Source organism: Pedobacter steynii, from assembly GCF_001721645.1.
Taxonomy (GTDB): domain Bacteria; phylum Bacteroidota; class Bacteroidia; order Sphingobacteriales; family Sphingobacteriaceae; genus Pedobacter; species Pedobacter steynii_A.
In genome coordinates this window covers 4,259,446-4,285,708 of record NZ_CP017141.1, presented here as the reverse complement: position 1 = coordinate 4,285,708, position 26,263 = coordinate 4,259,446, and the positions used below count along the sequence as shown (strand labels likewise).

The window sequence follows — 26,263 nt, the reverse complement described above, 5'->3', positions numbered from 1 at the left end:
TAATTTATAGGATTAATTTTTTGTTCTAACTGTGCGCTGCTCGATTCTTTTCTCATAACCGGCCCCTTGAAATATACGGTGAACGAATACACCTGGCGTATGAATGTGATCAGGATCGAGTTCACCAGCTTCCACCAGCTCTTCTACTTCAGCGATGGTAATTTTCCCCGCCATAGCCATTACCGGATTGAAATTTCTGCTCGTCGACCTGAAGATCAGGTTTCCTGCAGTATCCCCTTTCCAGGCTTTAACAATTGCAAAATCCGCATCAAAAGCATATTCCATCAGGTAGTCCTTACCATTAAAGTTTCTCACTTCCTTTCCTTCAGCCACTTCTGTACCTACTCCTGCCGGAGTAAAAATTGCAGGCATTCCATATCCGGAGGCCATACACCTTGTTGCCAATGTTCCCTGAGGGATCAGCTCTACTTCCAACTCTCCACTCAGCAACTGACGTTCAAACTCCGCATTTTCACCGACATAGGAAGAGATCATTTTCTTTACCTGACGTTGCTGCAACATCAGCCCGATTCCGAAATCATCTACCCCTGCATTGTTAGATATACATGTTAAATCTTTGACGCCTTTTTTTACCAGAGCGGTAATGCAATTTTCAGGAATACCGCACAGTCCAAAACCGCCGAGCATTAAGGTATTCCCATTCTCGATGTCACTGATGGCTTCATCAGCACCCGAAACTACTTTATTGATCATATATAAGGTTTTGCTACTAAATTATAGTATAAAATGTTTTCGAACAATTTATTTGGCTATTTCTATAATTTTATCGTTGTTGCCATTGCTGCTTGCGATATAAATCTTCCCCTCAGGCGATTGGCAGATAGCCCTCAGCCGGCCAAATTCATTGATCAGAAAATCTTTCGCTTCTGTAATCTTATCTCCCGCAGGATTCAGGCTAAGCTGGGTCAGCCTGGAAGCTTTCAGACTAACCAGCAACAAAGAGTTTTTCCATTGGGGGATATAGTCAGAATTATAATAAGAAATGGCCGAAGTCGCGATGGTAGGCGTCCAGGCAAACAATGGCTCTGCCACATTATTCGTGCTGCAAAAACTTTGCTCTGCAGTCGTATTACAAAAACCTTCTACATTTGGCCAGCCATAATTTCTGCCTTTTACAATCAGGTTGATCTCATCATTACTACTTGCTCCATGTTCAGAAGAGTAAATCTTATCCCCTACCTGAATTAATCCCTGAGGATTTCTGTGTCCAAAACTCCAGACTGGGCTGCCTGCTATCGGATTGTCTGCCGGAATACTCCCGTCCAGGTTTAAGCGAAGGATTTTCCCCGAAAGGGAATTCCTGTTTTGTGCGTTTGCAGAATTACTGGCATCCCCGGTACTGATCATGAGTTTTTGATCTGAACTGATCAATAACCTGGAACCATTGTGAATAGAAGCCGCCGGAATCTGATCGATGATTGTGAAAGCTGAACTAAGTGTACCATTTGCATAATTAAAGCGGACTACCTTTTCTCTGTAACCCCCACCGCTCTCATAATTATATACGACGTAAACCCATGGACTGGCACTGAAATTGGGATGTAAAGCCATACCTAACAGCCCGCCTTCCCCATTAGAAACGACTTCAGTGATGGCATGTAGTAAAGTGACCTTTCCCGTTTGCGGATCAACCCGGCTAATTCTTCCTGGTCGTTCCGTAATCCAGATTTGTTGATCAGGGCCATAAATCATCTCCCAAGGGTGTACCAGGCCGGAACTCAACACCCGGGTTTTTAATTCCGCATCAGGAAGCGGATCTCCTGTGCCGTTAGTTTTGTTTTTCTTACAGGAAGAGAGGCTTAGCAGAAGTGCAAAAGCGCTGATGATCAGGGTTTTCATAGGACATTGCTTTTTAATATAACAGCAATGTCCTGAATATGTTTACTTAATTGAAATATACATAAGTGATGCCATCACCACCTCTATCGGCATGTTCATCCTCTACCCGGTTTACCTGACTATATTTTTTCAGGTATTCACGGATCAGCTTTCTTAAAATTCCGTCGCCTTTTCCATGAATCAGTTTGATGAATGGGAAGCCAAGCATGATGGACTTGTCCAGATATTTTTCCACTTCATGGAGTGCATTATCACCACGCATCCCCCTCAGGTCCAGTTCTGCAGTAAAATTACCTATTGCCTCAGAAATACTACCAGTATAAGAATTGTTTTGTATGGCCTTTTTTGCCTGTTTATTGCTGATCTTATACACCCTGTTTTTCTTTAATACAGAACGTAAATCACCCAATGCAACCACCAGGTTATCCCTGTTGATTTCCAACACCTGCCCTGTCGTTTCGCTGTTGTTCAGCTGTACCCAATCTCCAACTTCAATAGGCGTATTTAATGGTACCGCAACTTCCGGTTTCTTTTCTTCTTTTACCTGGTTTTGAACCATTACTTTTTGCAGATTTTGTCTAAGCTGTTTAGTAACGGTTTTATCTGCCTGATTTTCTTTGATCTCTGCAATGGTATTCTCAACCAGTTTATTCGCGTTCTTAATGATCGCCTGAGCTTCCAGTTTTGCCTCCTTAATGAGTACTTTTTTGTTCTCATCTAAAAACAACTTCAGCTTCTCATTTTCAGCGACCAGGTTTTTCACTTTATTCTGCTGATTGGACAGGTGCAGTTTCGTATCATAAATCTGCTTCTTTTCCCTTTCCAGATCCACCAGCAGGCTATCAATCCTGTTCTGGTTAGTACCTGTTTTTATCCTTGCAAGTTCCAGCACTTCCTTTTGCAATCCGATGTTCTGCGCAATTTCAAAAGCATAAGAACTTCCGGGTTTACCAATCTCCAGGACGTAAAGCGGCTTCATTCTGTCGTTATCAAACAGCATAGAGGCATTCTCTAATCCAGGGGTATTCCCGGCAAAAAGCTTCAGGTTAGAATAGTGGGTAGTGATCACTCCCCTTACTTTCTTATTGTTCAGTACTTCCAGCACAGCTTCCGCCATAGGTCCTCCAAACTGAGGATCGGTACCTGTCCCAAACTCATCGATCAGCACCAGTGTTTTCGGAGAAGCATGTTCCACGAAATAGCGCATTTTTGTTAAATGGGCACTATAAGTACTCAAATCACTTTCTATGGATTGATCATCCCCGATATCAGCAAAGATATTTTCAAAAATCCCTACCTCACTTGATTCATGAACTGGAATGAGTAAACCTGATTGTACCATCAGCTGCAACAGCCCTACGGTTTTCATACAAACCGACTTTCCACCCGCATTTGGCCCTGAAACCAGTATGATTCTCAAGTCGGAAGTGATGTGCATATTCAAAGGAACAACCGTTTTTTTATCTGCTTTAAAGGAAAGATAGAGCAAAGGATGACGGGCATTAATCAGTTTTGTCTTCGCCTCCTTGATCAGCACCGGCATGTCTGCTTCCACTTCTATGGCAAACAAAGCCTTGGCACGAACAAAATCCAGTTTGGTCAGGAATCCGTGGTATGACAACAATAATGGCGTATAAGGCCTCAGATCAGTAGTCAGCGCAATCAGGATCCTGATGATCTCCCTGCGTTTATCAAACTCCAGATCTCTCAGCTTATTATTTAAAGTAAAGACCTCTTCCGGCTCCATATATACCGTCTGTCCACTCGCAGACTCGTCATGAATAAACCCTTTCAGTTTTCTTTTATTTTCTGCCAGGATCGGGATACACATCCTTCCATCACGTATCGTCAGACTTCCGTCTGCCACCCAGTTGTTTCCTACGGCCTGCTTATAAATTGAGTCCATCCGCTTACGGACATCCTGTTCCGCCTTGGAAATGTCGCCAATAATCATTTGCAATGCCGGCGAAGCATTTGGTTTGATTTTTCCTTTAGGATCAAGGACAGTCTCAATTCTTTTCAGGATATTTTTTTCTACCGGAAGGTGTTCCAATAAGGCTTCCAGGTTGGGATAAACTTCTTTTCTTTCTTCAAAAAACCTCAATACCGAAAATACGGTTTGCAAGGAGGCATATATTTGGTGTAACTCTTCTTCTACGAGATAAGTTCCTTCTACTTTGATTTTATCTGCAAGACTTTTAATATCAAAAAAGGTACTGATCTGTAGGGGCTCCTGGTTTTCCAGGATGCTTTTAAATTCATTCGTTTGACGTAAAAACTTATTGATCTGGTCATACTTCGTCATGACCTGCATTTTATCGACCATCTGCTGGCCCATCGGGCTCAGACAGTGCTTATGGATCAGTTGTCGGACCTCACTAAAACCCAAACGCTCTAAACAATTCTCCGGATATAACATACTTATATTTATAATTTGGGTTCTTTATAAACCATCTTTGGTTGAATAAAATCAATAATCTTCTTCGTGGTATCCTTCAGAAGAAAACGGATTTTGTATTCAGGATCTGCCTTCAACAATGAATCAGCAGTCCTTTTTAGAGATAACTCTTTTTGATTTTTCGCATTTATCAGGGAATCAGACTTCAGCAAAACCGATTTTTGTCTGCTCAGGTCATCCACTACTCTGGTATAAATCCCATCCAGTATCCTGGGGTCCCTGTTGTAATAATTCATACTCTTTGCGTACATAGCGGAATCAATGCCATACTTTTTATAGATACCTTTATAAAAAGACGCAGCAACCTTCCTCGCCGAGTCGGCACTAGGCATCGTAGACACGTAACCATCAACAATATGAATATCGGTCAGAATCGACGAGATCTGATCCGGTTGGATGATGTCTTTAGGAATACCGGGTTTACAGCCTGAAATCAGTAAAAAAAGGAAGACTATATATAGAAAGTTTCTCATTATGCTTAAAACATCATTATTTCTTAGACAAAGTTCGCTAAGGTTATTAATTTTACCAAAAATACTGATAAATGAGTATAGCAGATAACTTATTAAAATATAAAAACGAATTGGATGAGATTGCGGTGAAATTAATCGCTGTTTCCAAATACCAGGAACCGGCAGCAGTGCAGGAAGCTTATGAAGCCGGACAAAGGGTATTTGGAGAGAACATTGTGCAGGAGCTGGTAGACAAACAGGCACAACTTCCACAAGATATTGAATGGCACCTGATCGGTCATTTACAGACCAATAAAGTAAAATATATTGCCCCTTTCATCAGCCTGATTCAATCTGTTGACAGTTTAAAGTTGTTACTGGAAATTGATAAACAGGCCGCAAAAAATAAAAGAGTAATCGATTGCCTGCTTCAGATCTATATTGCAGATGAAGACACCAAATTTGGCCTTGGCTTTGATGAAGTAATCGAACTGCTGCGCTCCGAAGAATTCGCCCAGCTGAAAAATGTCAGGATTGTCGGTTTGATGGGCATTGCCAGCAATAATGCTCAGGAAAAACAAACCCTGGATGAATTCACAGAACTGAAAGTTCTTTTTGACGGCATCAAGGTTAGCTTTTTCAGAAAAGAAGAGAGCTTTAAAGAGATTTCCATGGGCATGTCAGGAGATTATAAACTGGCCATCGAAGCAGGGAGCACCATGGTTCGCGTGGGCAGCAGTATATTTGGTAAAAGAAAAATTAAACACTGGAAAGAAGAAGCCTAATGAATAACATCACCATCAGAGTTGCAAAGCAAGAAGATTGTGCCAGACTTTTAGAACTGATCAATGAACTTGCCCTTTATGAAAAAGCACCGGAAGAAGTAACCGTTACCCTTGCCGAATTTATTGATGCCGGATTTGGAGCCGCACCGGTATGGAAAGCTTTTGTGGCAGAAGATGAACAACAGATCATTGGTTTTGCCCTTTACTATACCCGATATTCTACCTGGAAAGGTTGTCGTTTATACCTGGAAGATTTCCTGGTTACCGAACAATACAGAGGTAAAGGGGTAGGCAAAATTCTTTTTGAAACCGTGATGAGAGAGGCACAGGAAAAGAACTACAACGGAATGACCTGGCAGGTACTGGACTGGAATGAACCAGCTATTAATTTTTACAATAAATATGCTGCTCAGATTGAAACCGGTTGGTTAAATGCTTCCTTTTCGAAAGAACAGATCTCAAAATAATTCGGTTTTGTCGCGCTGAAGGGCATGACCTTTGCAGGTAAAAGGACTAAACTAATATAAAAACATCAGATGAAAAGACTAGGTATATTATTGATTTCTTTAAGCATTATCGCTTGTCAGAGTGAAAAGAAAACGGCTGGTCAGGCAGACAGCACTGAAAACAGTGACTTAACCTTCAAATACGACAGCCTTCAGGTATTCAGCAAGCAAGTTAAAACTGCTGAAAAAGGCAATGCCGACACCGCCTATGCGAAAATTGTCTATCCGGTATTTACAGACCAAAAGTTAAATCAGCTGATTGAGAAAAAGACTATAAAGGCTGCCGAACAAACCGATACAAGCACAAACAAAACTTATCAAGAACTTGCTGCTTCTTTTATTGAGGGATTTGACAGCATTAACAAGGATCCGGAAATGGCACAGTCGGGAGCCTGGTTCCTTGACGATCAGACCAAAGTGCTTGTTAGTCGGCCGGATTACCTTTGCCTGGAGCACAGCAACGTAAATTATGCGGGTGGCGCTCATCCGAACAGCGCCATGGTATATTGGAACCTGGATCCAAAAACGCTAAATGAAATTACACTGGAATCACTGATAAAAGAAGGAAGCCTTCCTGAGCTGACCGCTATCGGAGAAAAAATATTTAGAAAAAATGAGAAATTAAGTCCCACAGCCAGTCTGAAAGACAACTATTTCTTCGAAAAAGATACTTTTAGCTTAAACCGCAACTTTACCATTACCAAAGAAGGTTTAAAATTCCTTTACAATCCTTACGAAATTAAAGCTTATGCTTATGGAAGCACTGAACTGGTTATTCCCTTCAGTGAACTAAAAGCCGTTGCTAAACCTAATACTTTACTCAGTCCGACACCATAACTATGCTCGTATTCAAATTTGGAGGCGCTTCTGTGAAAGATGCAGAGGGCGTGATCAATCTTGCGCAAATTGTTAAACGCTATCCCAAAGAAAAACTCCTGATCGTGGTTTCCGCGATGGGAAAAATGACCAATAAACTGGAAGCCCTCACCCATGCCTATTTACGTGGAGAAGAAGAAGTTCATCAGATTTTTGAGGAAGTCAAAGCTTATCATTTTGAGATTCTGGAAAAACTGTTTCCGGATCATCAGCATCCCGTCTTCAATGACGTTGCCAATAGCTTTGTGGAAATCGACTGGCTGATCGAGGAAGAGGCTACTGATGCCCCTGACTATATCTATGACCAGATTGTTTCTATAGGCGAGATCGTTTCTACCAAGATCATAGCCGCTTATTTAAACCTTGCTGGTGCCAATGCGAAATGGCTGGATGCAAGAAATTTTATTCAGACCGACAACAATTACCAGGAAGGCAATGTAAACTGGGAAAAGACTGAAGAAGAGATTTTACAAAATCTCTCTCCGGTTCTGGAGCATCACATTGGCGTTACCCAGGGATTTATAGGAGGTACGAGTGAAAACTTCACTACTACTTTGGGCCGTGAAGGTTCAGATTATTCTGCAGCTATCTTTGCTTCCTGCCTGAATGCGGAGTCGCTGACCATCTGGAAAGATGTTCCTGGCGTATTAAATGCAGATCCCAAATGGTTTGATGAAACCGAACGGATTCCACAGCTTTCTTACCATGACGCGATAGAACTGGCCTATTATGGTGCAACGGTAATTCACCCGAAAACCATTAAACCAATTCAAAACAAAAACATTCCTTTATATGTTCGCTCCTTCCTGCAGCCGGAGGCTGAAGGTACAGACATTACTGAAGCGGAGAATCAATTGCCCATCCCCTCTTTCATTTTTAAGGTAAAGCAGGTCCTGATCTCTATATTTCCTAAGGATTTTTCTTTCATCATTGAGGAGAATCTAAGCGATATTTTCAATCTTTTTCACAAACACAAGGTGAAGATCAATACTATGTTAAACTCCGCCATCAGTTTTTCAGTAAGTATTGATGAGGATGCCGAGAAATTACAAAAACTGATTGAAGAATTGTCTGTTCATTATAAAGTGAAATATAATACAGGCCTGGAATTGGTGACCATCCGGTATTACAATCAGCAAACTATTGACCGGGTAACGGTGAATAAAAACATTTTGCTGGAAGTTAAAAGCAGGCATACCTGTCAGGTTGTAATGAAAGACCAGACTGTCATTTCTTAAATTATCAGCTATTGAACGATCATATTTTAGACAGCGAAGTACAACAATATATCAACAGTCATTTAAATGATGACGTACATAAAATCGCTATGGCTAAAAGTCCCTTTCCTGAGGTCAGCCCGAAAGAGCTGGCCAATCAGATTGCAGCAAAAAATAAATCTGTAAAGAAACTGCCTGCCTGGTATCATCAGGAACTGATCTACTATCCCCTATTGTTATCTATTGAGCAATGCTCATCAGAAAGCACAGCAGCTTATAAAGCCACGCTTGCCAGGGGAGAAAGCCTGATAGACCTGACCGGGGGTTTCGGTGTGGATAGCCTCTACTTTGCCAAAAGGCTGAAATCTGTTACCCACTGTGAAATCAACGGGGAGCTCTCCGCAATTGCGGCTCATAATGCAAAAGCGCTAAATCAGCATAACATTCAGTTTCTCCCTACAGATGGTATAGCTTATCTTGAAAATAATCAAAGTCAATTCGACAACATTTATATAGACCCCGCAAGGAGAAGTCAGACTGGAAAGGTATTCCAATTGAAGGATTGTACGCCTGATGTGGTTCAAAATCTGGATCTCCTTTTATCCCGGGCCAGCAGAATCATCATTAAAACCGCTCCTTTTCTGGACATTAGCGCCGGAATAAAAGAGTTGAAAAATGTTACGGAAGTCCATGTCGTAAGTGTTAGAAATGAATGTAAAGAACTGCTCTGGGTTATAGAAAAAACAATTGCAAAAGATGTCAGGATTGTCTGTATCACCCTCAATGAACAGGAAAAAACCTTTAGCTTTTTCAGAGGGGAAGAGCATAGCGATTCGGAAATTACCCCAGGTCCTTTGCAACAATACCTATATGAACCCGATACCGCATTATTAAAGGGGGGGGCATTTCAGCTCATCGCTTCCCGTTACGGCCTTCAGAAACTGGATTCCCAGACACAATTGTATACTTCAGATCAGGTTATCGAAGAATTCCCCGGCAGAAGATTCAGGATCAACGGCCTCATTTCCGCTACGGACCTGAAAAAAGAAAAAGACCTGAGGGCGAATGTCATTGCCAGAAATTACCAGGACAAGGCAGAAAACCTGGTAAAGAAATACAAAATCAAGTCCGACAACCATCGTTTCCTGATATTTACCCAAAGCAAAAAGGAAGGATACCTCATTATTGACAGCACTATTGAACAGCATTATTAAATAACTAAGCCTGCTAAAATTTAACATTCTTTAACATACTTTAACATTTGCAAAAGACTATACATTAATGATTTAATTATTTTTGATTAACCAAAAATCAAAAATAATTAAATCATGAAAAATTATCGCCGCCTCAACAACACCGTGGGCTTTCTCCTTTTTGGAATCGCCAGCTTTGTCTACTGGCTTACGATGGAGCCTACCGTAAGCTTCTGGGACTGCGGAGAATTCATTTCCGCCAGCTACAGATTACAGGTAGGGCATCAGCCCGGAGCCCCTTTGTTTATGATGATCGGCAAATTATTTTCTTCGCTCTCTATGGGCGATACTACAAAAGTTGCCTACTGGATAAATTTCAGTTCCGTTTTATTCAGCGGGGCTACCATCATGTTCCTGTATTGGACCATCACGGCAATGGCCGCCAAACTATATCCAAAAGAAAAGAGTAAACTGGAAATCCTGGGCATTATTGCTGCAGGCGTAGTTGGCGCATTGGCCTATACCTTTTCAGATACTTTCTGGTTTTCAGCAGTAGAAGCAGAAGTCTATGCCCTTTCCAGTCTTTTTACCGCCATTGTGTTCTGGGCGATCCTGAAATGGGAAAATGATCTGGATAACCGTTGGCTGGTCTTTATTTCTTTTCTTGTTGGTTTATCCATTGGCGCCCATTTACTCAGCCTGCTTACCATCCCGGCGGTAGTTCTGGTTTATTATTTCAAAAAGACAAAGCAGGTTACCTGGCTAGGCCTTTTAAAGGCATTTGGCCTGGCTTGCGGGATTGTAGGAGTTGTACAGGTTGTTATTGTTCAGTATCTGGTGCTATTTGCTGCTAAGTCTGACCTGTTTTTCGTCAATACGCTCGGCTTCAGTTTTGGCTACGGAGCTATGGCCTTTATTCTCCTGCTGATTGGAACCATAAGTTATGGCATTTATTATTCGGTACAGCATAGAAAATATAACATGAACCTGGGCTTGTTATGCCTCGCATTTATCCTGTTTGGTTTTAGTTCTTATTTTGTCACGCTCATCAGAGCAAATGCAAAACCCAACATCAACCTGTCCAATCCTGACCATCCTTTTTCTTTATATGATTATCTTGGAAGAACCAATTACGGCGAAACACCTCTTTTATATGGAAAAACTTTCGATGCCGAACAAACGGACTATAAAGATACCGGAACAGAATACCGCAAAGGAAAACATAAGTATGAAGTATCCGGGAATTCCTTTAAAGTAACCTACGATAAAAACCTTCTTTTCCCACGTACCCATAGCGCTAAAGACGGTCATCCGGCCTACTACAGGCAATGGCTGGGAATGGAAGAAGGCCAGACACCAACCTTCGCTCAAAACCTGAGCTTTTTCGCTTCTTATCAGGTAGGATTTATGTACTTCAGGTATTTCCTATGGAACTTCGTGGGCCGTCAGAATGACATTCAGGGAAATGGAAGTCTGGATGCAGGAAACTGGATCAGTGGTATTACACCATTAGATGCAATACGATTAGGCTCACAGTCCAATCTGCCGGCTTCGATTCAGTCCAATGAAGGACATAATGTGTATTACGGCTTTCCACTGATCCTCGGAATTGCAGGGCTCCTGTTCCTTTACAGAAAGAACAGACAGGCCACTTTAGTGATCGCTACACTCTTCTTTTTCACCGGGCTTGCCATTATCCTTTACCTCAACCAGGATCCATTACAGCCAAGAGAACGCGACTACGCCTATGTGGGTTCATTTTATGCCTTCTGCATCTTCATTGGCTTTGGTGTATTGGCGTTGAAAGAAGTACTTCAGCGTTTTGCACCAGGCAGACTGAGTCTGATTACCGCCTCCCTCCTGGCTTTACTTGCTGTTCCGCTACTAATGGCGACTCAGGGATGGGATGACCATAATCGTTCCACCAAAATAACCGCCAGAGATTGGGCCCACAATTACCTGAAATCCTGTGCACCAAATGCCCTTCTTTTCACCAATGCTGACAATGATACTTTTGCTTTATGGTATGCACAGGAAGTAGAAGGAATACGGACAGACGTCCGGGTTATTTGTATGCAGTTCCTCAGCGATCACAATTACATTAATCAATTGAAAAAACAGGTCAATAATTCCACTCCGCTACCTCTTACCATGGCAGATGAAAAGTATCAGAAAGGGGTTCGGGACTATATTCCTTATGTTGATTATGGATTTACCGACAGTGTAGAACTGAAAGACCTGATGGCCGTGCTGACTTCCGACAATAAGGCGGATAAAATAGAAATGCGCGACGGTTCTTTTGAAAACTTCCTGCCCAGCAGAAAGCTGAAACTAAGTATTGATGCAGATCAACTGGTAAAAACACAGACCGTCAAAGCCGAGGACAAAGAAAAAGTGACTTCCAGTATGGAATGGACAGTGGATAAGAAATTTATCGGAAAAGCAGATCTTGCGGTATACGATATTCTCGCCAATAACAACTGGAAAAGACCCGTATATTTTGCAACCTCCTCTTCTCAGGATACTTATATGGGTCTGGACAAATACCTTTATATGGAAGGTTATGCCTATCGTCTGTTACCTTTAAAGAGGGCTGCAAATGATGTCAGAGATAAGTCTCAGGTTACCAATACCGAGGTAATGTATCAGAATGTGATGAACAAAATGGACTTTTCCGGATTCAATAAGGCCAGCTATCTCGATGAACAAAGTCGCGCCATAGCTTTTGGCACATGGGCTTCAAATAATACCCTTGCCACAAACCTGATTAACGAAGGTAAAAATAAAGCGGCTCATGCAGTCATGATGAAAAGCATTAAAGACCTTCCCTTAAGAAATTATGAAATACGGGATACCCTGAACAAATTTGATGCGGTCAGTATTCTTTACCATCTGAATGACCTGAATCATGCCAACATCATAGCCAAAGAAACCCTTTCTTTTCTGGATCAGGAACTGAACTACATTGCCTCTTTATCACCGGATATTCAACGCGGCTATATCAGAAATATACAATGGGGATTATCTATATTGAATGGTCTGGACCAGGAAACTGAAAAAAATAAACAAACAGTCCTGAATAAAGAAATCAAAGATAAGTTCAGAAATTTAGAAAATATTTTCAGGAAATCACTCGGATAATAATACATAAAAAAGACCCTCCCAAAAAGGGTCTTTTTTTATTCTTTTCTTTTTAATTATCTCGACATGAAGGTTAAAGACAACGGATTTGGTTTAGGCTGGCAAGCGTCTCATCTATTGATTCTTTCTGAGGAATTTTCAGGAAATATTCCAGTTGCCATTTCTGAGTCCTCATCGCCTGCCTGCTCGTTGTCTTATCCCATGGGGGATAAACACGAATTGCCCGTTTACCTTCTTTTCCGTTATTACTGATGATGCCATGTTTAATCAAAGCAGATTTAGGAAAAACGAATTGCCCAAAGTGATGCTCTTTTCTTGTGCTGACCAGGAACAGGTCAATTTCATCAGATGCCTGGTAAGGCTCGATTGGACCGGCCCCATTTCTCTTCCAGAGCGTTACAAACTGACCGGTTTTAGTTGGGGTAATTTTGGCTACGCGAAACCTGACTGCCAATCCATTGAGCTTAATTGAACAGGCTCCATACTCAGTGCTTTCAGCCTCAATAACCGCCGGAGTAGATTCAAAGCCAAGGTGATCAAACACCAGTTCTTTAGCTATAAGCAAATCAGGTGGTAAAATCATACTGTGTAATCTCACCGCAAAGCCGGTCTTTGTTAAATGATTAACCCTGCAACAACCAATTAGATTGATGCAGGGTTATTATATAAACTGAATAAATCTTATTTGTTAGGCTGAGGTGTAGTTCTCAGATAAGGTTTGATGACTTTGTGTCCTTTAGGGAATTTAGCCGGAATATCTTCGGTTTTGATGCTGTTCATCACCACAACATCATCGCCATCTTTCCAGTCGGCCGGAGTGGCAACACTATAATTTGCGGTTAACTGAAGTGAATCGATCACCCTGAGCACTTCATCAAAATTCCTTCCGGTAGATGCAGGATAAGTCAGCATCAGTTTCACTTTTTTATCCGGAGAGATGATGAACAAGGAACGCACAGTTAAAGTCTCTGATGCATTGGGGTGAATCATGTCGTACAAATCAGCTACTTTTTTATCTTCATCAGCAATGATCGGGAATTCTACATTTGTATTTTGCGTTTCATTAATATCATTGATCCATCCTTTATGAGATTCCGCTGAATCCACACTCAATGCAAGGACTTTCACGTTTCTTTTTTCAAATTCAGCTTTCAATGAAGCTGTACGGCCAAGTTCTGTGGTACATACTGGTGTATAATCCGCAGGATGAGAGAATAAAACACCCCAGCTATCTCCTAAGAATTCATAAAAATCAATATCACCAATAGAGGTTTGTGCTTTAAAGTTGGGAGCTGCGTCCCCTATTCTTAAACTCATAATTTTGTGGTTTTAGGGTATAAATACATTATCTACAAATTTAGTATACTTTTTAAAATAATTGTGTCTGTTTTGTAATATCTTCGTTCTTATCACCAAGAAAAGAAATTTCCGCAATCTGACTTCCTAAATGTTGATTAAAGGCTTTTATAGTATAGTTGGCTAAAACAGGCGTATCCTTTTCATCATGCTGATGCAGAAAGAAATAAACTTTTTTCAGCCCTTTGCCCATCCATATTTTGATCCGCTCCACCCATTCGTCAATCCTGGCTTCGTCGGAAGCCTTATGCTCCTGTCCGTTGCCTACAAAGCGGATAAAAATCTCCGGCGTGCTCAGTTCCATATGTACACAATCTCTTCTGCCGCTGGCATCAGTAATTACGGCTCCTTTATGGAGCTTAGCCAGCATTTCAAAAAGCCGGGTTCTGTTTCCTTCATCAGAAAACCATTCCGCATGCCTCAGCTCTACGAATACAGAAAGATCTACAGGCAGGTATTTCAGAAATTCTTCCAGCACTTCTATATTCTTAGGACCGAAGTTATCGCCCATTTGCAGAAAACAGGGTCCCAGATACTTTCCGAATTCAGAAATATTGGCCAGGAAAAGGTCCGTAGGCTCTTCTGCACCTTTGAGTCTTTTGATATGGCTGATCGTTCTCGAGAATTTAGGGCAAAACAGAAATCCGTTGTTGGCGTTCTCATCAGCCTTTTCTTTCCACTTCCGGATCAGTTCCTGGTTGGGAATGCTATAAAAAACCGCATTCAGCTCAATAGAATTGAAGTGTTTTACATACTCGTCCAGAAAATTAGCTTCTTTCGTTTTAGGCGGATAAATCATATTCACCCATTCCTTTCTTCCCCATTTCGCACAACCTACATAGAATTCAGGCTGTTTTGCCGGCTGATTGCCGTTCAGGGTTTTTGCAGTTTGTTTCCCATCATCCGGTAAAGTGAAATCTACTGTTTTAAGCTCATTATCGGAAACCTTTCCAAAATCCATATCCAGTTTGTTAAAATAAAATCAGTATTTGCTACCAGTAAAACTATGAAATTTCAGGAATTGTTTACATGACTGAACGATATTTGTCTCATCAAACAAAAAACCCCGAAACGCCTGACAGCATTTCGGGGTTTTCAATTTCTTTTTAGAGATCTATTTATAAACCTTAATCATAAATACATAATCCTGGATCTTCTCTACCTGTTTATTTCTGCTCAGGCCTTGTAAGGAGTTCCTTTTGTTAAAGGCTACTTTTTTACCCAGAGAATCATTAGGAATAGAATTTAAAGCTTCCTGGATGTATTTTGATTTAACGGCAAATGTGGCACCATCCACCTGTTTTTCTTTCGCAGAGATCACTCCGATAATGTTTCCCTGATGATCCAATAAAGGACCACCGCTATTTCCAGGATTCACCGGGATAGACACCTGATATTGTGTAGTATCTCCGTTATAACCACTTCTTGAACTCACATAACCTTCACCAAAGACGGCATCATCTTTAGGAAAACCAAGCGTGTATACAATTTCTCCCATTCCTATTCCGCTTTGTTTCAATCGGTAAGGCAGGTTAGAAAGCGGGCTAAATGATTTATCTGTTATTTTTAAGATCGCCAGGTCGTATTGAGAATCCGTTCTAACCACTTTAGCTTTAAAAGAATCTCCTTTATTGTCCTGAACATATACAGAGTCAGCACCATCTACCACATGCAGGTTAGTTAACAGGTAACCATTAGCGGTCAATGCAAATCCTGTTCCACCAAAATTAGCGGGTTTCACATTTTTAGGTGCATTCGGTGCATTTTTTGAATTCATGATTCTGATCAGACTGCTTTGAGAACTTTTGATTTTCGCAAGCTCTCTGCTTACTAATTCGACATTACCAATCTGTTTCGTATTTTGCTGAATAGAATAAACCGTTACAATAGTTAACAAGATAAAGGAAGCGGCCACAGCGATTGCTGCTTTATTCTTACGCCATATATTAATAATGTAAGAAGGGTGAGGTCTCAGCTCTTCACTTAAAGTCTCCACATCAATCTGTGCATGTGCACGATCCATTTTAGCCTTTAAGTCCAATACCTGAGCATAATCTCCTAAAGACTCCAGAAAAACCTTGTGCGCTACCACTTTATGGTCCACCATGGGATCATTTTTGCGAAGCTGCTCAAATGCCGTTCTTTCCGCTTCAGAAAGTTTACCATTCAAATAATCCTCAATTATACCTTCTAACTCAATCTCGTTTCTCATATCACCTTTAAACTTGAAAAAACAATTTCTTCAACCGCTGTAAGCATTTATATTTTTGAGTTTTGGCGTTATCCGTATTGGTGTAACCAAATTTCTCGCATATATCCTGCATCGAGAGGTTGTTGATGTAAAAATCCTGAATAATCGTCTTGCAGGGTTCACCTAAATGAAGGAGGGCATCCTGCATTTTATCAAATTGCTTATCCTTCTCTTCGTGCTGTTCCACATCTACCTCTACTGCCATTACATCTTCAAAGTCTGAAATGTTACTGGTCTTCTTGCTTTGCTGTGAAAGCTTTTTCAACCAGATCCTTCTGCAAACTGAGTAGATATAGGTCTTAAGTTTACTGCTCAATTCAAAATTTCCGCCTTTTATTTTATTGTATAAAACGATAATTCCTTCCTGATACACGTCTTTTGCATCATCTTCGTCACCGTTATTATTCAAAATAAACTGTAAAATCATCGGAAAATACCCCGTGTACAATTTATTTAGCGCATCTTCTGAGTCATTTAGTATTCCTAAAACTACCTCTCTATCTGTTGGAACTGAACTGCTTAACTTATTACTCACCAATTAATACATTTATACGTGAATGGTAACCCAATGATAGCCAAAAAAAAAATACTTTTTTATCATCTGTCATTTAATACAGTATTAACGTCAACAGTAACCCAAAACACCAATAAAAATATTTTTATTTTTTTTTCAGATTGATGGGTTACCTTTTAATCTTTCCCGTATTAATCAGCAAAATTAATTAATTATTTAAAATAGAATTAGAATGAAAAACGCATTTAAATTTGGCTTTGTAGCTTTAGCAATCTCTTTATCAGTAGCAGCTTGTTCATCAGAAAAAAAAGGTGAATCAACTGATACTACTTTAACTGATTCAGGTGCAGTTGTTACTACTGTTGATACTAACGTTGTTGATTCAACTGTAAAAGATACTACTGTTAAAACTACTACAGTTGCTGTTGACACAGTAAAAAAATAAGCTGAATAAAACTCAATAACAGAAAAGGCGCTGGAAATTTCCAGCGCCTTTTCTGTTATATGGTAATTACCTTTCTCCATTCAGGTTTCCAGGTATATTCCGAATTGCACCACAGGCTCCAGCGTCAAAGCTGGAGCGTATACCCCATTTGGCAGATACGGAGTATACCACCTTTTTTTTTGCTTTGAATATCGCATCCGATAAAATAGGTTTGAAAGGGCTACAAGCCCTACCAGGCCCATTCAACCCCTACCCTTAGCCCGAACCAGATTAAGGCAATTTAAGTGATCCTAGGACAATCATTATGATTCCGCCACAGGATAGCAGCCCTTACTTCCAATCCCCTTCCAAAAAAAATATTTTCAAATTAATTTCAAATACCCGGGTTACCTTTCAGACATTGAGGTATTAATCATTAAAATTAATTAATTACCTAAAATAAAAATAGAATGAAAAACGCATTTAAACTTGGCTTTGCAGCATTAGCAATCACTTTATCAGTAGCAGCTTGTACTTCTGAAAACAAAGGTACTTCTACTGACACTACTTTAACTGATTCAGGTGCAGTTGTTACAACTGTTGATACTACTGTAAAAGACTCTACTGTAAAAGATACTACTGTTAAAACTACTACAGAAGCTGAGAAACCAGCTGCTCACTAGTTTAAATTAACCTATACAAAAAAGGCTTTGGAGATATCTGAAGCCTTTTTTTTGTGCCTTGCATTTATTTTAACGCCCCCACAGTTCCAAAAAACGCCTGAGAATGCGTAACTTCGCGCCTGTAAACAACCATAATATTCATGAATTTATCTCCACTTCAAGCTATTTCTCCGATAGATGGCCGTTATAGAAACACCACTCAAAGCCTATCTAAGTACTTTTCTGAATCTGCCCTGATCAAATACCGGGTATATGTAGAAGTAGAGTATTTCATTTCACTATGTGAAACCGGATTACCAGGATTAGCTCAGTTTGATAAAGCCAACTATGGAAAACTACGCCTGATCCATGAACAATTTAATGATGATCACGCTCAGGAGATCAAAGACACTGAAAAAATAACCAACCACGATGTTAAAGCGGTAGAATATTTTATCAAAAAACAATTTGATGAACTGGGTTTTCAGGATTACAAAGAGTTTATCCATTTCGGATTGACTTCTCAGGACATCAACAATACCGCAATCCCATATACTTTCAAACTGGCACTTAATGAGGTTTATTATCCGAACATTACCGGATTGATCAGCCGTATTAAGGAACTGGCAACAGACTGGAAAGATGTTCCATTATTGGCGCATACCCATGGTCAGCCTGCCTCTCCAACCAAGTTGGGAAAAGAGTTTCTGGTATTTGCAGAGCGTTTGGAAATTCAGCTGAACAACCTTAAAAACATTCCGAACAGTGCTAAATTTGGCGGTGCTACAGGAAACTTCAATGCCCATCATATCGCTTACCCATCTATCAATTGGGTGGATTTCTCCAACAACTTCGTGAATGATGTATTAGGCTTAACCCGCGCGCAACATACCACACAAATTGAACATTACGATCAGTTTGCGGCACAATGTGATGCTTTAAAACGAATCAACAACATTATCATTGACCTGGACCGCGATATCTGGGCCTATATTTCAAAGAACTACTTTAAGCAAAAGATCAAAGAAGGAGAAGTAGGTTCTTCAGCGATGCCACATAAAGTAAATCCTATCGATTTCGAAAATGCGGAAGGAAATGCCGGGGTAGCAAATGCTTTATTTGAATTCTTTGCTGCAAAATTACCTATTTCCCGCTTGCAGAGAGACCTTACCGACTCTACCGTATTGAGAAATGTAGGTGTCCCAATGGCGCATACCGTAATTGCAATCGCTTCTACTTTAAGGGGTCTGAATAAGTTATTATTGAACAACGAAGCAATTGCTGCAGACCTGGAAAACAACTGGGCAGTAGTTGCGGAAGCCATTCAAACAGTGTTGAGAAGAGAAGCTTATCCGAATCCTTATGAGGCTTTAAAAGACCTTACACGTACAAATCAGAAGATCACTGCAGAAACTATGGCTACTTTTATTGATGGCTTAAATGTCAATGAATTCATAAAAGCAGAGTTAAAGCAAATTACTCCATTTAACTATACCGGGATATTTTAAGATATAATGACCTAAAACAGACATCGATAGCCTAAATTGCATCTTTGAATTATTTATTTTTGTAAGAAAAAAAGACAATGACGATCAACGTATATACAGAACAAACCCCAAATCCTGCCACCATGAAGTTTATGGTCAATAAGTTATTGATCAATGGCAGTGAAGATTTTGCAACTAAAGAGAGTGCTGAACACTCCCCTTTTGCGAAGGAACTGTTCAAGTTCAACTTTGTGAACGGCGTTTTTTTTGCGAGTAACTTCGTCACCATTACCAAAACTGAAGATGCAGAATGGCCGGATATCGAGCCTATTCTTAAAGAATTCGTTAAAGGTGCGGTAGAATCAGAATATAAGATCAAAGAAGAAACCAGCGAAGTTGCAACTGCATTTGAAGGTACTGAACTGGAAATAAAAATCCAGCAGATCCTGCATGATTACGTACGTCCTGCCGTTGAACAGGATGGTGGTGCAATCAGCTATAAATCATTTGAAGAAGGTGTGGTTACCGTAGAACTGAGAGGTTCATGCAGCGGATGTCCATCTTCTACCATCACCTTAAAGTCAGGTATCCAGAACCTATTACAACGCATGGTTCCTGAAGTGAAAGAAGTGGTATCTGAAGCCCTGTAAGGATAAGATCAACGTTATAAAAAGGAAAGCCCCTGACCAAAAATCAGGGGCTTTCCTTTTTATATTTCTTTTATAATAAATATTGGCGTTTTAGCTGTTAAAATGTTTGGCCATCGTATCGAGAATAGCTTCATGAAGCAATCCGTTGGAAGCCAGTATTTCCCTTTTCTCCAGAAACTCTTCTCCGCCAGAGAAATTCATAATATTGCCACCTGCCTGTTGTACCAGATAGGCGCCAGCGGCGACATCCCAGGCATTCAGATTGTATTCAAAAAAAGCATCAAACCTGCCACAAGCCACATAAGCCAGATCCGTTGCAGCTGAGCCTATCCTCCTCAATCCGTGGCACCTTTGCATCATTTCAGAAAAGAGCTGCATATACTGAGCCTGTTTATCAAACTGATAATAAGGAAAACCGGTGGCCAGCAGACTGTCGGACAAAGCGGGCCTCGTAGAAACCCTGATCTCTTTATTGTTCAGGTAGGCTGCGCCTCCCTTATAAGTAAAGAACATTTCCCCCCTGTTGATCTCATAAACCACCCCAATAACCGGCTGATCATCTTCATAAAGTGCAACACTGATTGCGTAAGTGGGAATTCCATGAATAAAATTTGTGGTTCCATCCAAAGGGTCTATAATCCAATTATACACTTCTCCTCTGCTATTGATGGTTTCTTCTTCTGTGGTAAACCCTGCGCCAGGAATAAGCTTGGACAGGTTTCTTACCAGCTGCTTCTCCGCGGTTTTATCTACATAGGACACCAGATCGTTCAGTCCCTTGAACTCAACGGTATTTGCGTCAAAATTCATGGATTCCTTACGGATAAAATTGCCCGTCAGCCTTGTGATAGCAACTACTTTTGAACAGAGTAATTCGTAATTCAAGTCTCTTAGGTATTAATAATTTGCATGCTTCTCTTTATTCTTCAGAGAATAGAGTACAAGAAGCAGACCAGATAGGAATAAAATACTGGATATCAACTCCGCCTGTGTGAAACGGATTCCGGCAACGTTATATTTGGTGTTTACCCTGATCAGCTCTACAAAGAAACGCTCCAGACCATTCATCATCAGGTAAATTCCGAACATCATACCCGGTAGTTTAATCCGGTCACGAATTTTCCAGAGAATCAGAAATAAGATAAAGCAAACAATCACTTCATAAATAGGTGTCGGATATACCGGGGCAGCTAACTCATGACAGAATTTACCAACACAACCAGGAATAGAAATTCCTTCATTAGCCACATTGTTCGGATAAGTATAGGCCCACATCCAATCCGGAAGCCAGCTAAAAGGCTTAGGGTTAAGATTGGTAATTCCCCAATCCCCGTCGCCCGACATATGGCATCCGATCCTTCCGACACTATAAGCCAGCATCATTCCGGGACCACCAATGTCCAGCATGTGTAAGATTTTTACATTGTTCTTTTTTGCAATATACAATACTGCAGCACCACCACAGATCAATCCACCGTAAAAGGTAAGTCCGCTGAAAGAAAGTAAACTTCCGATAGGATCCTGTACAAAAGTATCCCAATGTTCCAGGTTATCGAATATTTTAGCTCCCAGGAATCCCCATACCGCAGCCCAGACAATCATATTGCCCATCAGCTCATATGGATGTTGCGTCACCTCTACGGTCTTTGGAGCAGCTAATTTATGTCTGTTTTTTTCTTTATGGTCCCAATAAGCGAAAAGACCGGCAAAGAAAAGACCGCCGAGCAGGCTTCCTTTGGTAGAAAGCAATACTGTTTGAGCATCGCTGACAAAAAGTTTATAATTTAATAAGGCATACACCAGTTTATAGCCAATCAGGAAACCGAATATCCCATTATAAACCAGCTCCATGGTACTTGCCGGTTTCCCGATCGTCACCAGTTTTTTTATCGGATGTAATAGTCCAAGCGCTTCTTTACGCTTAAACTCCTGGGTAAAAGCCCAGTAACCTGCGATGAAAGCGAGCGCAACAAAAACGCCAAATGTATTAAAAGGAAGGGGTACCTGAACGCCGAAAAGATACTCTATAAAATGAGATACGGTTGGAAACATACGGATAAAAAAGTTTTATGCGAATATAGGATTAATGCGCTAAAACTTCCCCGGTTTCTGCAACTTCTACCTCTCCATCTGCAGTAAGTTCAATCAATTTCACCGTTTTGATCTCATTTACCATAACCGGGTCGTATTTCGCTTTCACTTTCACATAGTTTTTAGTGAAGCCATGCATAAAGCCATCTTTCTGATCATCTTCAAAAAGCACTTCACCTACTGTACCAATCTGCGACTGATAAAAGGCTCTGCGTTTCTTATCGGATAAAATATGAAGCATTTTACTACGGTCTGCCCTGGTACTTCCGGCTACACGGCCTTTCATCTCTGCGGCAGCAGTCTGTTCACGCTCAGAATAAGTGAATACATGTAAATAAGAAATGTCCAGTTCGTTTAAAAACTGATAAGTATCCAGGAAGTCCTCATGTGTTTCACCCGGGAAACCAACGATCACGTCCACCCCGATACAGCAATTTGGAATCAATGCTTTTATCGTAGCTACACGTTCGGTATATAGTTCTCTCTGGTAACGTCTTTTCATCAATCCCAGAATTTTATTGGATCCGGATTGCAATGGAATATGGAAATGGGGTACAAATCGTTTAGAATGCGCTACAAACTCAATGATCTCGTTGCTCAGTAAATTAGGCTCTATCGAAGAAATCCTGATCCGTTCAATGCCTTCTACTTCATCCAGTGCTTTTACCAGGTCGAAGAATTTATCTTCTCTCTGACCGTCCCGGATTCCAAAATCACCCAGATTTACTCCGGTCAAGACGATCTCTTTTACACCGCTTTCTGCAATTTGCGTTGCTCTGTTCACCACATTTTCTATGGTATCACTACGGCTTCCGCCACGGGCAAGGGGAATGGTACAATAAGTACATGGATAATCACAGCCATCCTGAACTTTAAGGAAAGTACGGGTCCTGTCGCCTATAGAATAAGCGGCAATAAAATTATGGTTTACCTTCTCAATGTTCTGCTGATGAATAACAGCCTTAGGATTTTTGGTCAGATCCGAAATGTACTCAACGATACGGAATTTTTCCGCTGCGCCTAATACCATATCCACACCTTCAATTTCCGCAATCTCCACCGGTTTCAACTGTGCATAACAACCCACAATAGTAATGTAGGCATTGGGTGCATACTTAAGTGCTTCCTTCACCACCTTGCGGCATTTCTTATCTGCATGTTCCGTTACCGAGCAGGTATTGATTACATATACATCTGCTGCTGCTGTAAAATCCACCACTGAATAACCGGCATCGGTGAATAACCTGCCTATAGTGGAAGTCTCAGAAAAATTTAATTTACAACCCAGTGTATAAAATGCAACCTTCTTCATTAGCCCTGATAAATTTCATTAAGAATTTGCAAAGATAAGTTTTTAGATGAGATTATTCCTCATTCCAACGGTAACTCTCCATACTCAGCCCCGCCAGGTCAATAACACGGCTAACTACGGTCTGAGCCAGCTCTTCAATGCTTTTCGGGAGACTGTAAAAGGACGGACTCGCCGGACAAATGATGCCACCTGCTTCAGTTACAGTCTTCATATTATTGATGTGAATGAGGCTAAAAGGCGTATCACGCACCACAGCGATCAATTTTCTACGTTCTTTGAGTACCACATCTGCAGCCCGGCTGATCAGGTCGTTAGAGATTCCATGGGCAATTCTTCCCAGCGTTCCCATGGAACATGGAATGATAATCATAGTGTCAAATTTTGCAGAGCCCGAAGCAAAAGGGGCATTGAAATCCATTTTTGGATAAAAAGTAAAAGGATAATGATCGTAGTCTTCATTGCCCAGCTCAAAGCGCCAGACCTCCTTGGCATTGTCGGACATCACCACGCCTACCTTTTCAATCTGATCAGACAGCTTCAACAGATTATCCAGGAGTAGTTTAGCGTAAATGGAACCACTGGCTCCGGTGATGGCAACAACGATTTTCTTCTTATTCATAACGCCGGTAAAGATACGGAACCACCGGCAACAAAAAAGGGCCGAAAAATTAATTTCGACCCTACATCTACCTATGAAAAACATACCCTCGAAAGGGTAAGCCCAAATGTAATTAACTTTTTGATTAAATGAAAGTTTAAACACTTTTTTTTACCACATAAATCTTGCGAATAGTAGGATTAAAGCAACTTATTTACATAATATATATTTTTGTTGCTTAGCAATGACCAATCGGATGCTGCTTCTTTATACTTCAGCATTATTTTATCCGGCCCTCCCTGCTCTCCCGATACATAAATTTTAACTGGATGATACCCCGCTTTCAACCTCACTGTTGTAAAAATTTCCTTACCCGGTAGATAACCAAAGTCTGCATCCAGCAATTCTGCCTCATGTAACCGTACATAAGCTTTACCTTTCGTCTGAAGAGAGAAAGTGTAACTTCCTTCCTTAAGAATTTTAAGGTAACCTTCATATAATACCATTCCTTTCGACGCAAATGCGGGGACAGATTTTAAATCTGTCGCATGTCCTTGCTTAAAAAATTTTCTTCCTTTTTCTGAAACAACCCATGGAAAATTACCTTTAAAAAACTTCCAGCTCAAACCAGGCTGCATCACTTTGGAAAGTAGAACACCAGCGGGAACAGCAGTGGAATCATAAGGACGGGGAGCTTCGGCATCAACCCTTCTATTCTGTAAAACCTTGGCTTTCATCTTTTCCTGAACCTGCCGATAAGCTGGTTCTATAGCAAGGTTTCTCCTTTCTTTCGGATCTGAAACAACATTGTAAATCTCAAAATCATCGCTGGCAGATCTGATCTGGTAACGTACACCTACCAAATCGCCGATACGTATCATTTGCATCTGCTCTCTTTTCCTTCCCCTCCGGCTTTCTTCAAAGGATTTAAAATCAGGGGTCCTTCCTCCTTCGGTATATTCCACATAAACCTGTCCCTGTTCCTGTTTTCCCTTCCCTGTTAAGGAAGGCAGCAAGGATACCCCATCTGTTCTTGCAGGAGCAGGAATGTTGGCCGCATCAGCAAATGTCGCCATCCAGTCGGACAACATACTTGCTGAACTGATGGTTTTCGCCCCGGGGATCCGGGCCGGCCAGGAAGCCAGAGTCGGCATTCTCAGGCCTCCCTCCCAAACGTCTCTTTTGATTCCGTCAAATGGCCCGAAACTCCCAAAAAATTCAGGGCTGTTAGCTGCAAATCCTTTTGGAAGATAAGACTCTATAGAAGGCCCGTTATCAGAAGTAAAAATGATCAGGGTATTATCTGCAATATTCAGGTCTTTAAGCAATTGGCTAAGATCACCAACCGCGTCATCAATCCTTCGGTTGGCGGTAGCGTAACGTTTATAAGTATCCGGCCAGGCCAGTTCAGGAGTAGCGGCATTCTGATCATCATCATAAGTGGCCCAGGCATAATCGGGATGTACATAGGTATCGATCTCTCCTGAAGCTGTATTGATCATTTCTCCTTTTTTTCCCTTCCATTGTAATCCACCTTTCAGTCCCCCTCCCTTCGGATAAGCCTGAGTCGGCAACTCCAATACGGCATGTGGCGCATCATAAGCCAGAAACATAAAGAAAGGGTTTTTCGCTTCTTCTCCCCGTTGATGGGATACGATCCATTTCTTGGCATAAGCCGTCCATAAATCAGTTGTATAACATTTGCTCAGTCCAGCTGCAACATCCGTATAATTGTCCCATACCTGCTTCTCGCCCCGGTAAAGTCCTTCGTAGGGATAATGCTCGTGGCCGTCTGCATGTCTCATATAACCAAAGAACTGATCAAAACCTCTTTTGGAAGGATGAGCCGGCCAATTGGGCTCTTCCTTTGTTTCTCCCTGCAAACCCCATTTACCAATTGCTGCCGTGGAATATCCGGCGGCCTTTAACATCGTGGCAATGGTATGGTTCTCTTCTATCTGTTTATCAAACTGATTGTCTCTTACCTTTGCATTCCCCTGATTCATTCCGGTGATGAAGGAGGCCCTGGATGGCGCACAAACAGGAGCGTTACTATATTGATGAGTAAACTTCGCTCCGGAAGCGGCCATTTGGTCCAGATTAGGACTCAGTTGAAAAGGAAATGCCTTATTTCCATTTTGTTTTCTTTGGTTCTGAAAGAAAACACCGATGTCCCCATAGCCAAGATCGTCGGTAAGAATGAAAATGATATTGGGTGGAGCAACGATGGGTTTAACAGACTGTGCTTTAATCTCCGCCGGGAAAAGTGTAACAGAAAGCAGAAAGGACACTACAGTCGCTCTCCAGGTTGTTTTGATCATGGTTTAATTCGGTTTTTGTGTTGTCAAACCAAAGTTATCAGTTTTTATTTAATCGCATAAGCAGAAGAATAATTAAGCGATATCAGCAATTATTAAGCAATATTGGCAG

Annotated in this window: 24 protein-coding genes; 10 read left to right on the top strand and 14 right to left on the bottom strand. The window is 41.0% G+C overall.

The window, feature by feature from the left end; translation table 11 throughout:
- Positions 1–12 precede the first annotated feature (12 nt).
- The 4 genes from BFS30_RS17685 to BFS30_RS17670 are packed head-to-tail and all read right to left on the bottom strand — an operon-like array spanning position 13 to position 4,791.
- Entirely contained in the window at positions 13–714 is a 702-nt protein-coding gene (locus tag BFS30_RS17685) for a CoA transferase subunit A (RefSeq protein WP_069380508.1), read from the bottom strand.
- Positions 715–762: 48 nt separating this feature from the next.
- Positions 763–1,860 carry a PQQ-dependent sugar dehydrogenase gene (locus tag BFS30_RS17680; protein ID WP_069380507.1) on the bottom strand — a complete coding sequence of 366 codons (1,098 nt, stop codon included), beginning with the start codon at positions 1,858–1,860 and terminating at the stop codon, positions 763–765.
- Between the two features lie 46 nt (positions 1,861–1,906).
- The gene (locus BFS30_RS17675; protein ID WP_069380506.1) at positions 1,907–4,279 is read right to left on the bottom strand and encodes an endonuclease MutS2; all 2,373 of its coding nucleotides are present in this window, start codon (positions 4,277–4,279) and stop codon (positions 1,907–1,909) included.
- 8 nt (positions 4,280–4,287) lie between these two features.
- Positions 4,288–4,791, bottom strand: a complete 504-nt coding sequence (locus BFS30_RS17670; RefSeq protein ID WP_069380505.1) for a DUF4296 domain-containing protein — start codon at positions 4,789–4,791, stop codon at positions 4,288–4,290.
- A gap of 71 nt (positions 4,792–4,862) precedes the next feature.
- On the opposite strand from BFS30_RS17670, the gene BFS30_RS17665 reads away from it, so the two are divergent.
- The 6 genes from BFS30_RS17665 (at position 4,863) to BFS30_RS17640 (ending at position 12,488) form a co-directional block, all read left to right on the top strand.
- On the top strand, positions 4,863–5,555 hold the full coding sequence (locus tag BFS30_RS17665; protein ID WP_069380504.1) for a YggS family pyridoxal phosphate-dependent enzyme: 693 nt from the start codon (positions 4,863–4,865) through the stop codon (positions 5,553–5,555).
- Entirely contained in the window at positions 5,555–6,022 is a 468-nt protein-coding gene (locus BFS30_RS17660) for a GNAT family N-acetyltransferase (RefSeq protein WP_069380503.1), read from the top strand. The genes BFS30_RS17665 and BFS30_RS17660 overlap by 1 nt, the downstream gene beginning before the upstream one ends.
- A gap of 69 nt (positions 6,023–6,091) precedes the next feature.
- Positions 6,092–6,898, top strand: coding sequence for an RsiV family protein (locus BFS30_RS17655; protein ID WP_069380502.1), 807 nt, complete (start codon positions 6,092–6,094; stop codon positions 6,896–6,898).
- Between the two features lie 2 nt (positions 6,899–6,900).
- Entirely contained in the window at positions 6,901–8,175 is a 1,275-nt protein-coding gene (locus BFS30_RS17650; protein WP_069380501.1) for an aspartate kinase, read from the top strand.
- Positions 8,176–8,186: 11 nt separating this feature from the next.
- Positions 8,187–9,368, top strand: a complete 1,182-nt coding sequence (locus BFS30_RS17645) for a THUMP-like domain-containing protein (protein ID WP_069380500.1) — start codon at positions 8,187–8,189, stop codon at positions 9,366–9,368.
- Between the two features lie 114 nt (positions 9,369–9,482).
- The gene (locus tag BFS30_RS17640; RefSeq protein WP_069380499.1) at positions 9,483–12,488 is read left to right on the top strand and encodes a DUF2723 domain-containing protein; all 3,006 of its coding nucleotides are present in this window, start codon (positions 9,483–9,485) and stop codon (positions 12,486–12,488) included.
- A gap of 73 nt (positions 12,489–12,561) precedes the next feature.
- Here BFS30_RS17640 and BFS30_RS17635 read toward each other — a convergent pair whose 3' ends face one another.
- From BFS30_RS17635 to BFS30_RS17615, 5 genes are all read right to left on the bottom strand, one after another.
- The gene (locus BFS30_RS17635) at positions 12,562–13,071 is read right to left on the bottom strand and encodes a MepB family protein (RefSeq protein WP_069380498.1); all 510 of its coding nucleotides are present in this window, start codon (positions 13,069–13,071) and stop codon (positions 12,562–12,564) included.
- A 98-nt stretch (positions 13,072–13,169) separates the two neighbouring features.
- Positions 13,170–13,805 (bottom strand): peroxiredoxin, encoded by a 636-nt coding sequence (locus tag BFS30_RS17630; RefSeq protein WP_069380497.1) that lies wholly within the window; start codon positions 13,803–13,805, stop codon positions 13,170–13,172.
- A gap of 52 nt (positions 13,806–13,857) precedes the next feature.
- Complete coding sequence (locus BFS30_RS17625) at positions 13,858–14,805, bottom strand: DUF72 domain-containing protein (RefSeq protein WP_069380496.1); 948 nt, start codon at positions 14,803–14,805, stop codon at positions 13,858–13,860.
- Between the two features lie 153 nt (positions 14,806–14,958).
- Positions 14,959–16,056, bottom strand: coding sequence for a S1 family peptidase (locus tag BFS30_RS17620; RefSeq protein WP_069380495.1), 1,098 nt, complete (start codon positions 16,054–16,056; stop codon positions 14,959–14,961).
- A 7-nt stretch (positions 16,057–16,063) separates the two neighbouring features.
- Positions 16,064–16,630, bottom strand: a complete 567-nt coding sequence (locus BFS30_RS17615; protein ID WP_069382504.1) for an RNA polymerase sigma factor — start codon at positions 16,628–16,630, stop codon at positions 16,064–16,066.
- A gap of 211 nt (positions 16,631–16,841) precedes the next feature.
- Here BFS30_RS17615 and BFS30_RS17610 point away from each other — a divergent pair, with 211 nt between their 5' ends.
- The 4 genes from BFS30_RS17610 to BFS30_RS17595 all read left to right on the top strand — a co-directional run bounded on the left by BFS30_RS17610 (position 16,842) and on the right by BFS30_RS17595 (position 19,832).
- Positions 16,842–17,054 (top strand): hypothetical protein, encoded by a 213-nt coding sequence (locus tag BFS30_RS17610; protein WP_069380494.1) that lies wholly within the window; start codon positions 16,842–16,844, stop codon positions 17,052–17,054.
- Positions 17,055–17,503: 449 nt separating this feature from the next.
- A complete protein-coding gene (locus BFS30_RS17605; protein ID WP_069380493.1) occupies positions 17,504–17,716 on the top strand; it encodes a hypothetical protein in 213 nt (70 codons plus the stop codon).
- 140 nt (positions 17,717–17,856) lie between these two features.
- Complete coding sequence (purB, locus tag BFS30_RS17600; protein ID WP_069380492.1) at positions 17,857–19,203, top strand: adenylosuccinate lyase; 1,347 nt, start codon at positions 17,857–17,859, stop codon at positions 19,201–19,203.
- A gap of 77 nt (positions 19,204–19,280) precedes the next feature.
- Positions 19,281–19,832 (top strand): NifU family protein, encoded by a 552-nt coding sequence (locus tag BFS30_RS17595; protein ID WP_069380491.1) that lies wholly within the window; start codon positions 19,281–19,283, stop codon positions 19,830–19,832.
- A 90-nt stretch (positions 19,833–19,922) separates the two neighbouring features.
- Here BFS30_RS17595 and BFS30_RS17590 read toward each other — a convergent pair whose 3' ends face one another.
- The 5 genes from BFS30_RS17590 to BFS30_RS17570 all read right to left on the bottom strand — a co-directional run bounded on the left by BFS30_RS17590 (position 19,923) and on the right by BFS30_RS17570 (position 26,154).
- Positions 19,923–20,717 (bottom strand): inositol monophosphatase family protein, encoded by a 795-nt coding sequence (locus tag BFS30_RS17590; protein ID WP_069380490.1) that lies wholly within the window; start codon positions 20,715–20,717, stop codon positions 19,923–19,925.
- Between the two features lie 12 nt (positions 20,718–20,729).
- Positions 20,730–21,884: a prolipoprotein diacylglyceryl transferase gene (locus BFS30_RS17585; protein ID WP_069380489.1), complete on the bottom strand. Its 1,155-nt coding sequence runs from the start codon at positions 21,882–21,884 to the stop codon at positions 20,730–20,732.
- Positions 21,885–21,915: 31 nt separating this feature from the next.
- Positions 21,916–23,235: a tRNA (N(6)-L-threonylcarbamoyladenosine(37)-C(2))-methylthiotransferase MtaB gene (gene mtaB, locus BFS30_RS17580; RefSeq protein ID WP_069380488.1), complete on the bottom strand. Its 1,320-nt coding sequence runs from the start codon at positions 23,233–23,235 to the stop codon at positions 21,916–21,918.
- A gap of 52 nt (positions 23,236–23,287) precedes the next feature.
- Positions 23,288–23,854, bottom strand: coding sequence for a UbiX family flavin prenyltransferase (locus tag BFS30_RS17575; protein WP_069380487.1), 567 nt, complete (start codon positions 23,852–23,854; stop codon positions 23,288–23,290).
- A 179-nt stretch (positions 23,855–24,033) separates the two neighbouring features.
- The gene (locus tag BFS30_RS17570; protein WP_069380486.1) at positions 24,034–26,154 is read right to left on the bottom strand and encodes a sulfatase-like hydrolase/transferase; all 2,121 of its coding nucleotides are present in this window, start codon (positions 26,152–26,154) and stop codon (positions 24,034–24,036) included.
- Positions 26,155–26,263: the final 109 nt, after the last annotated feature.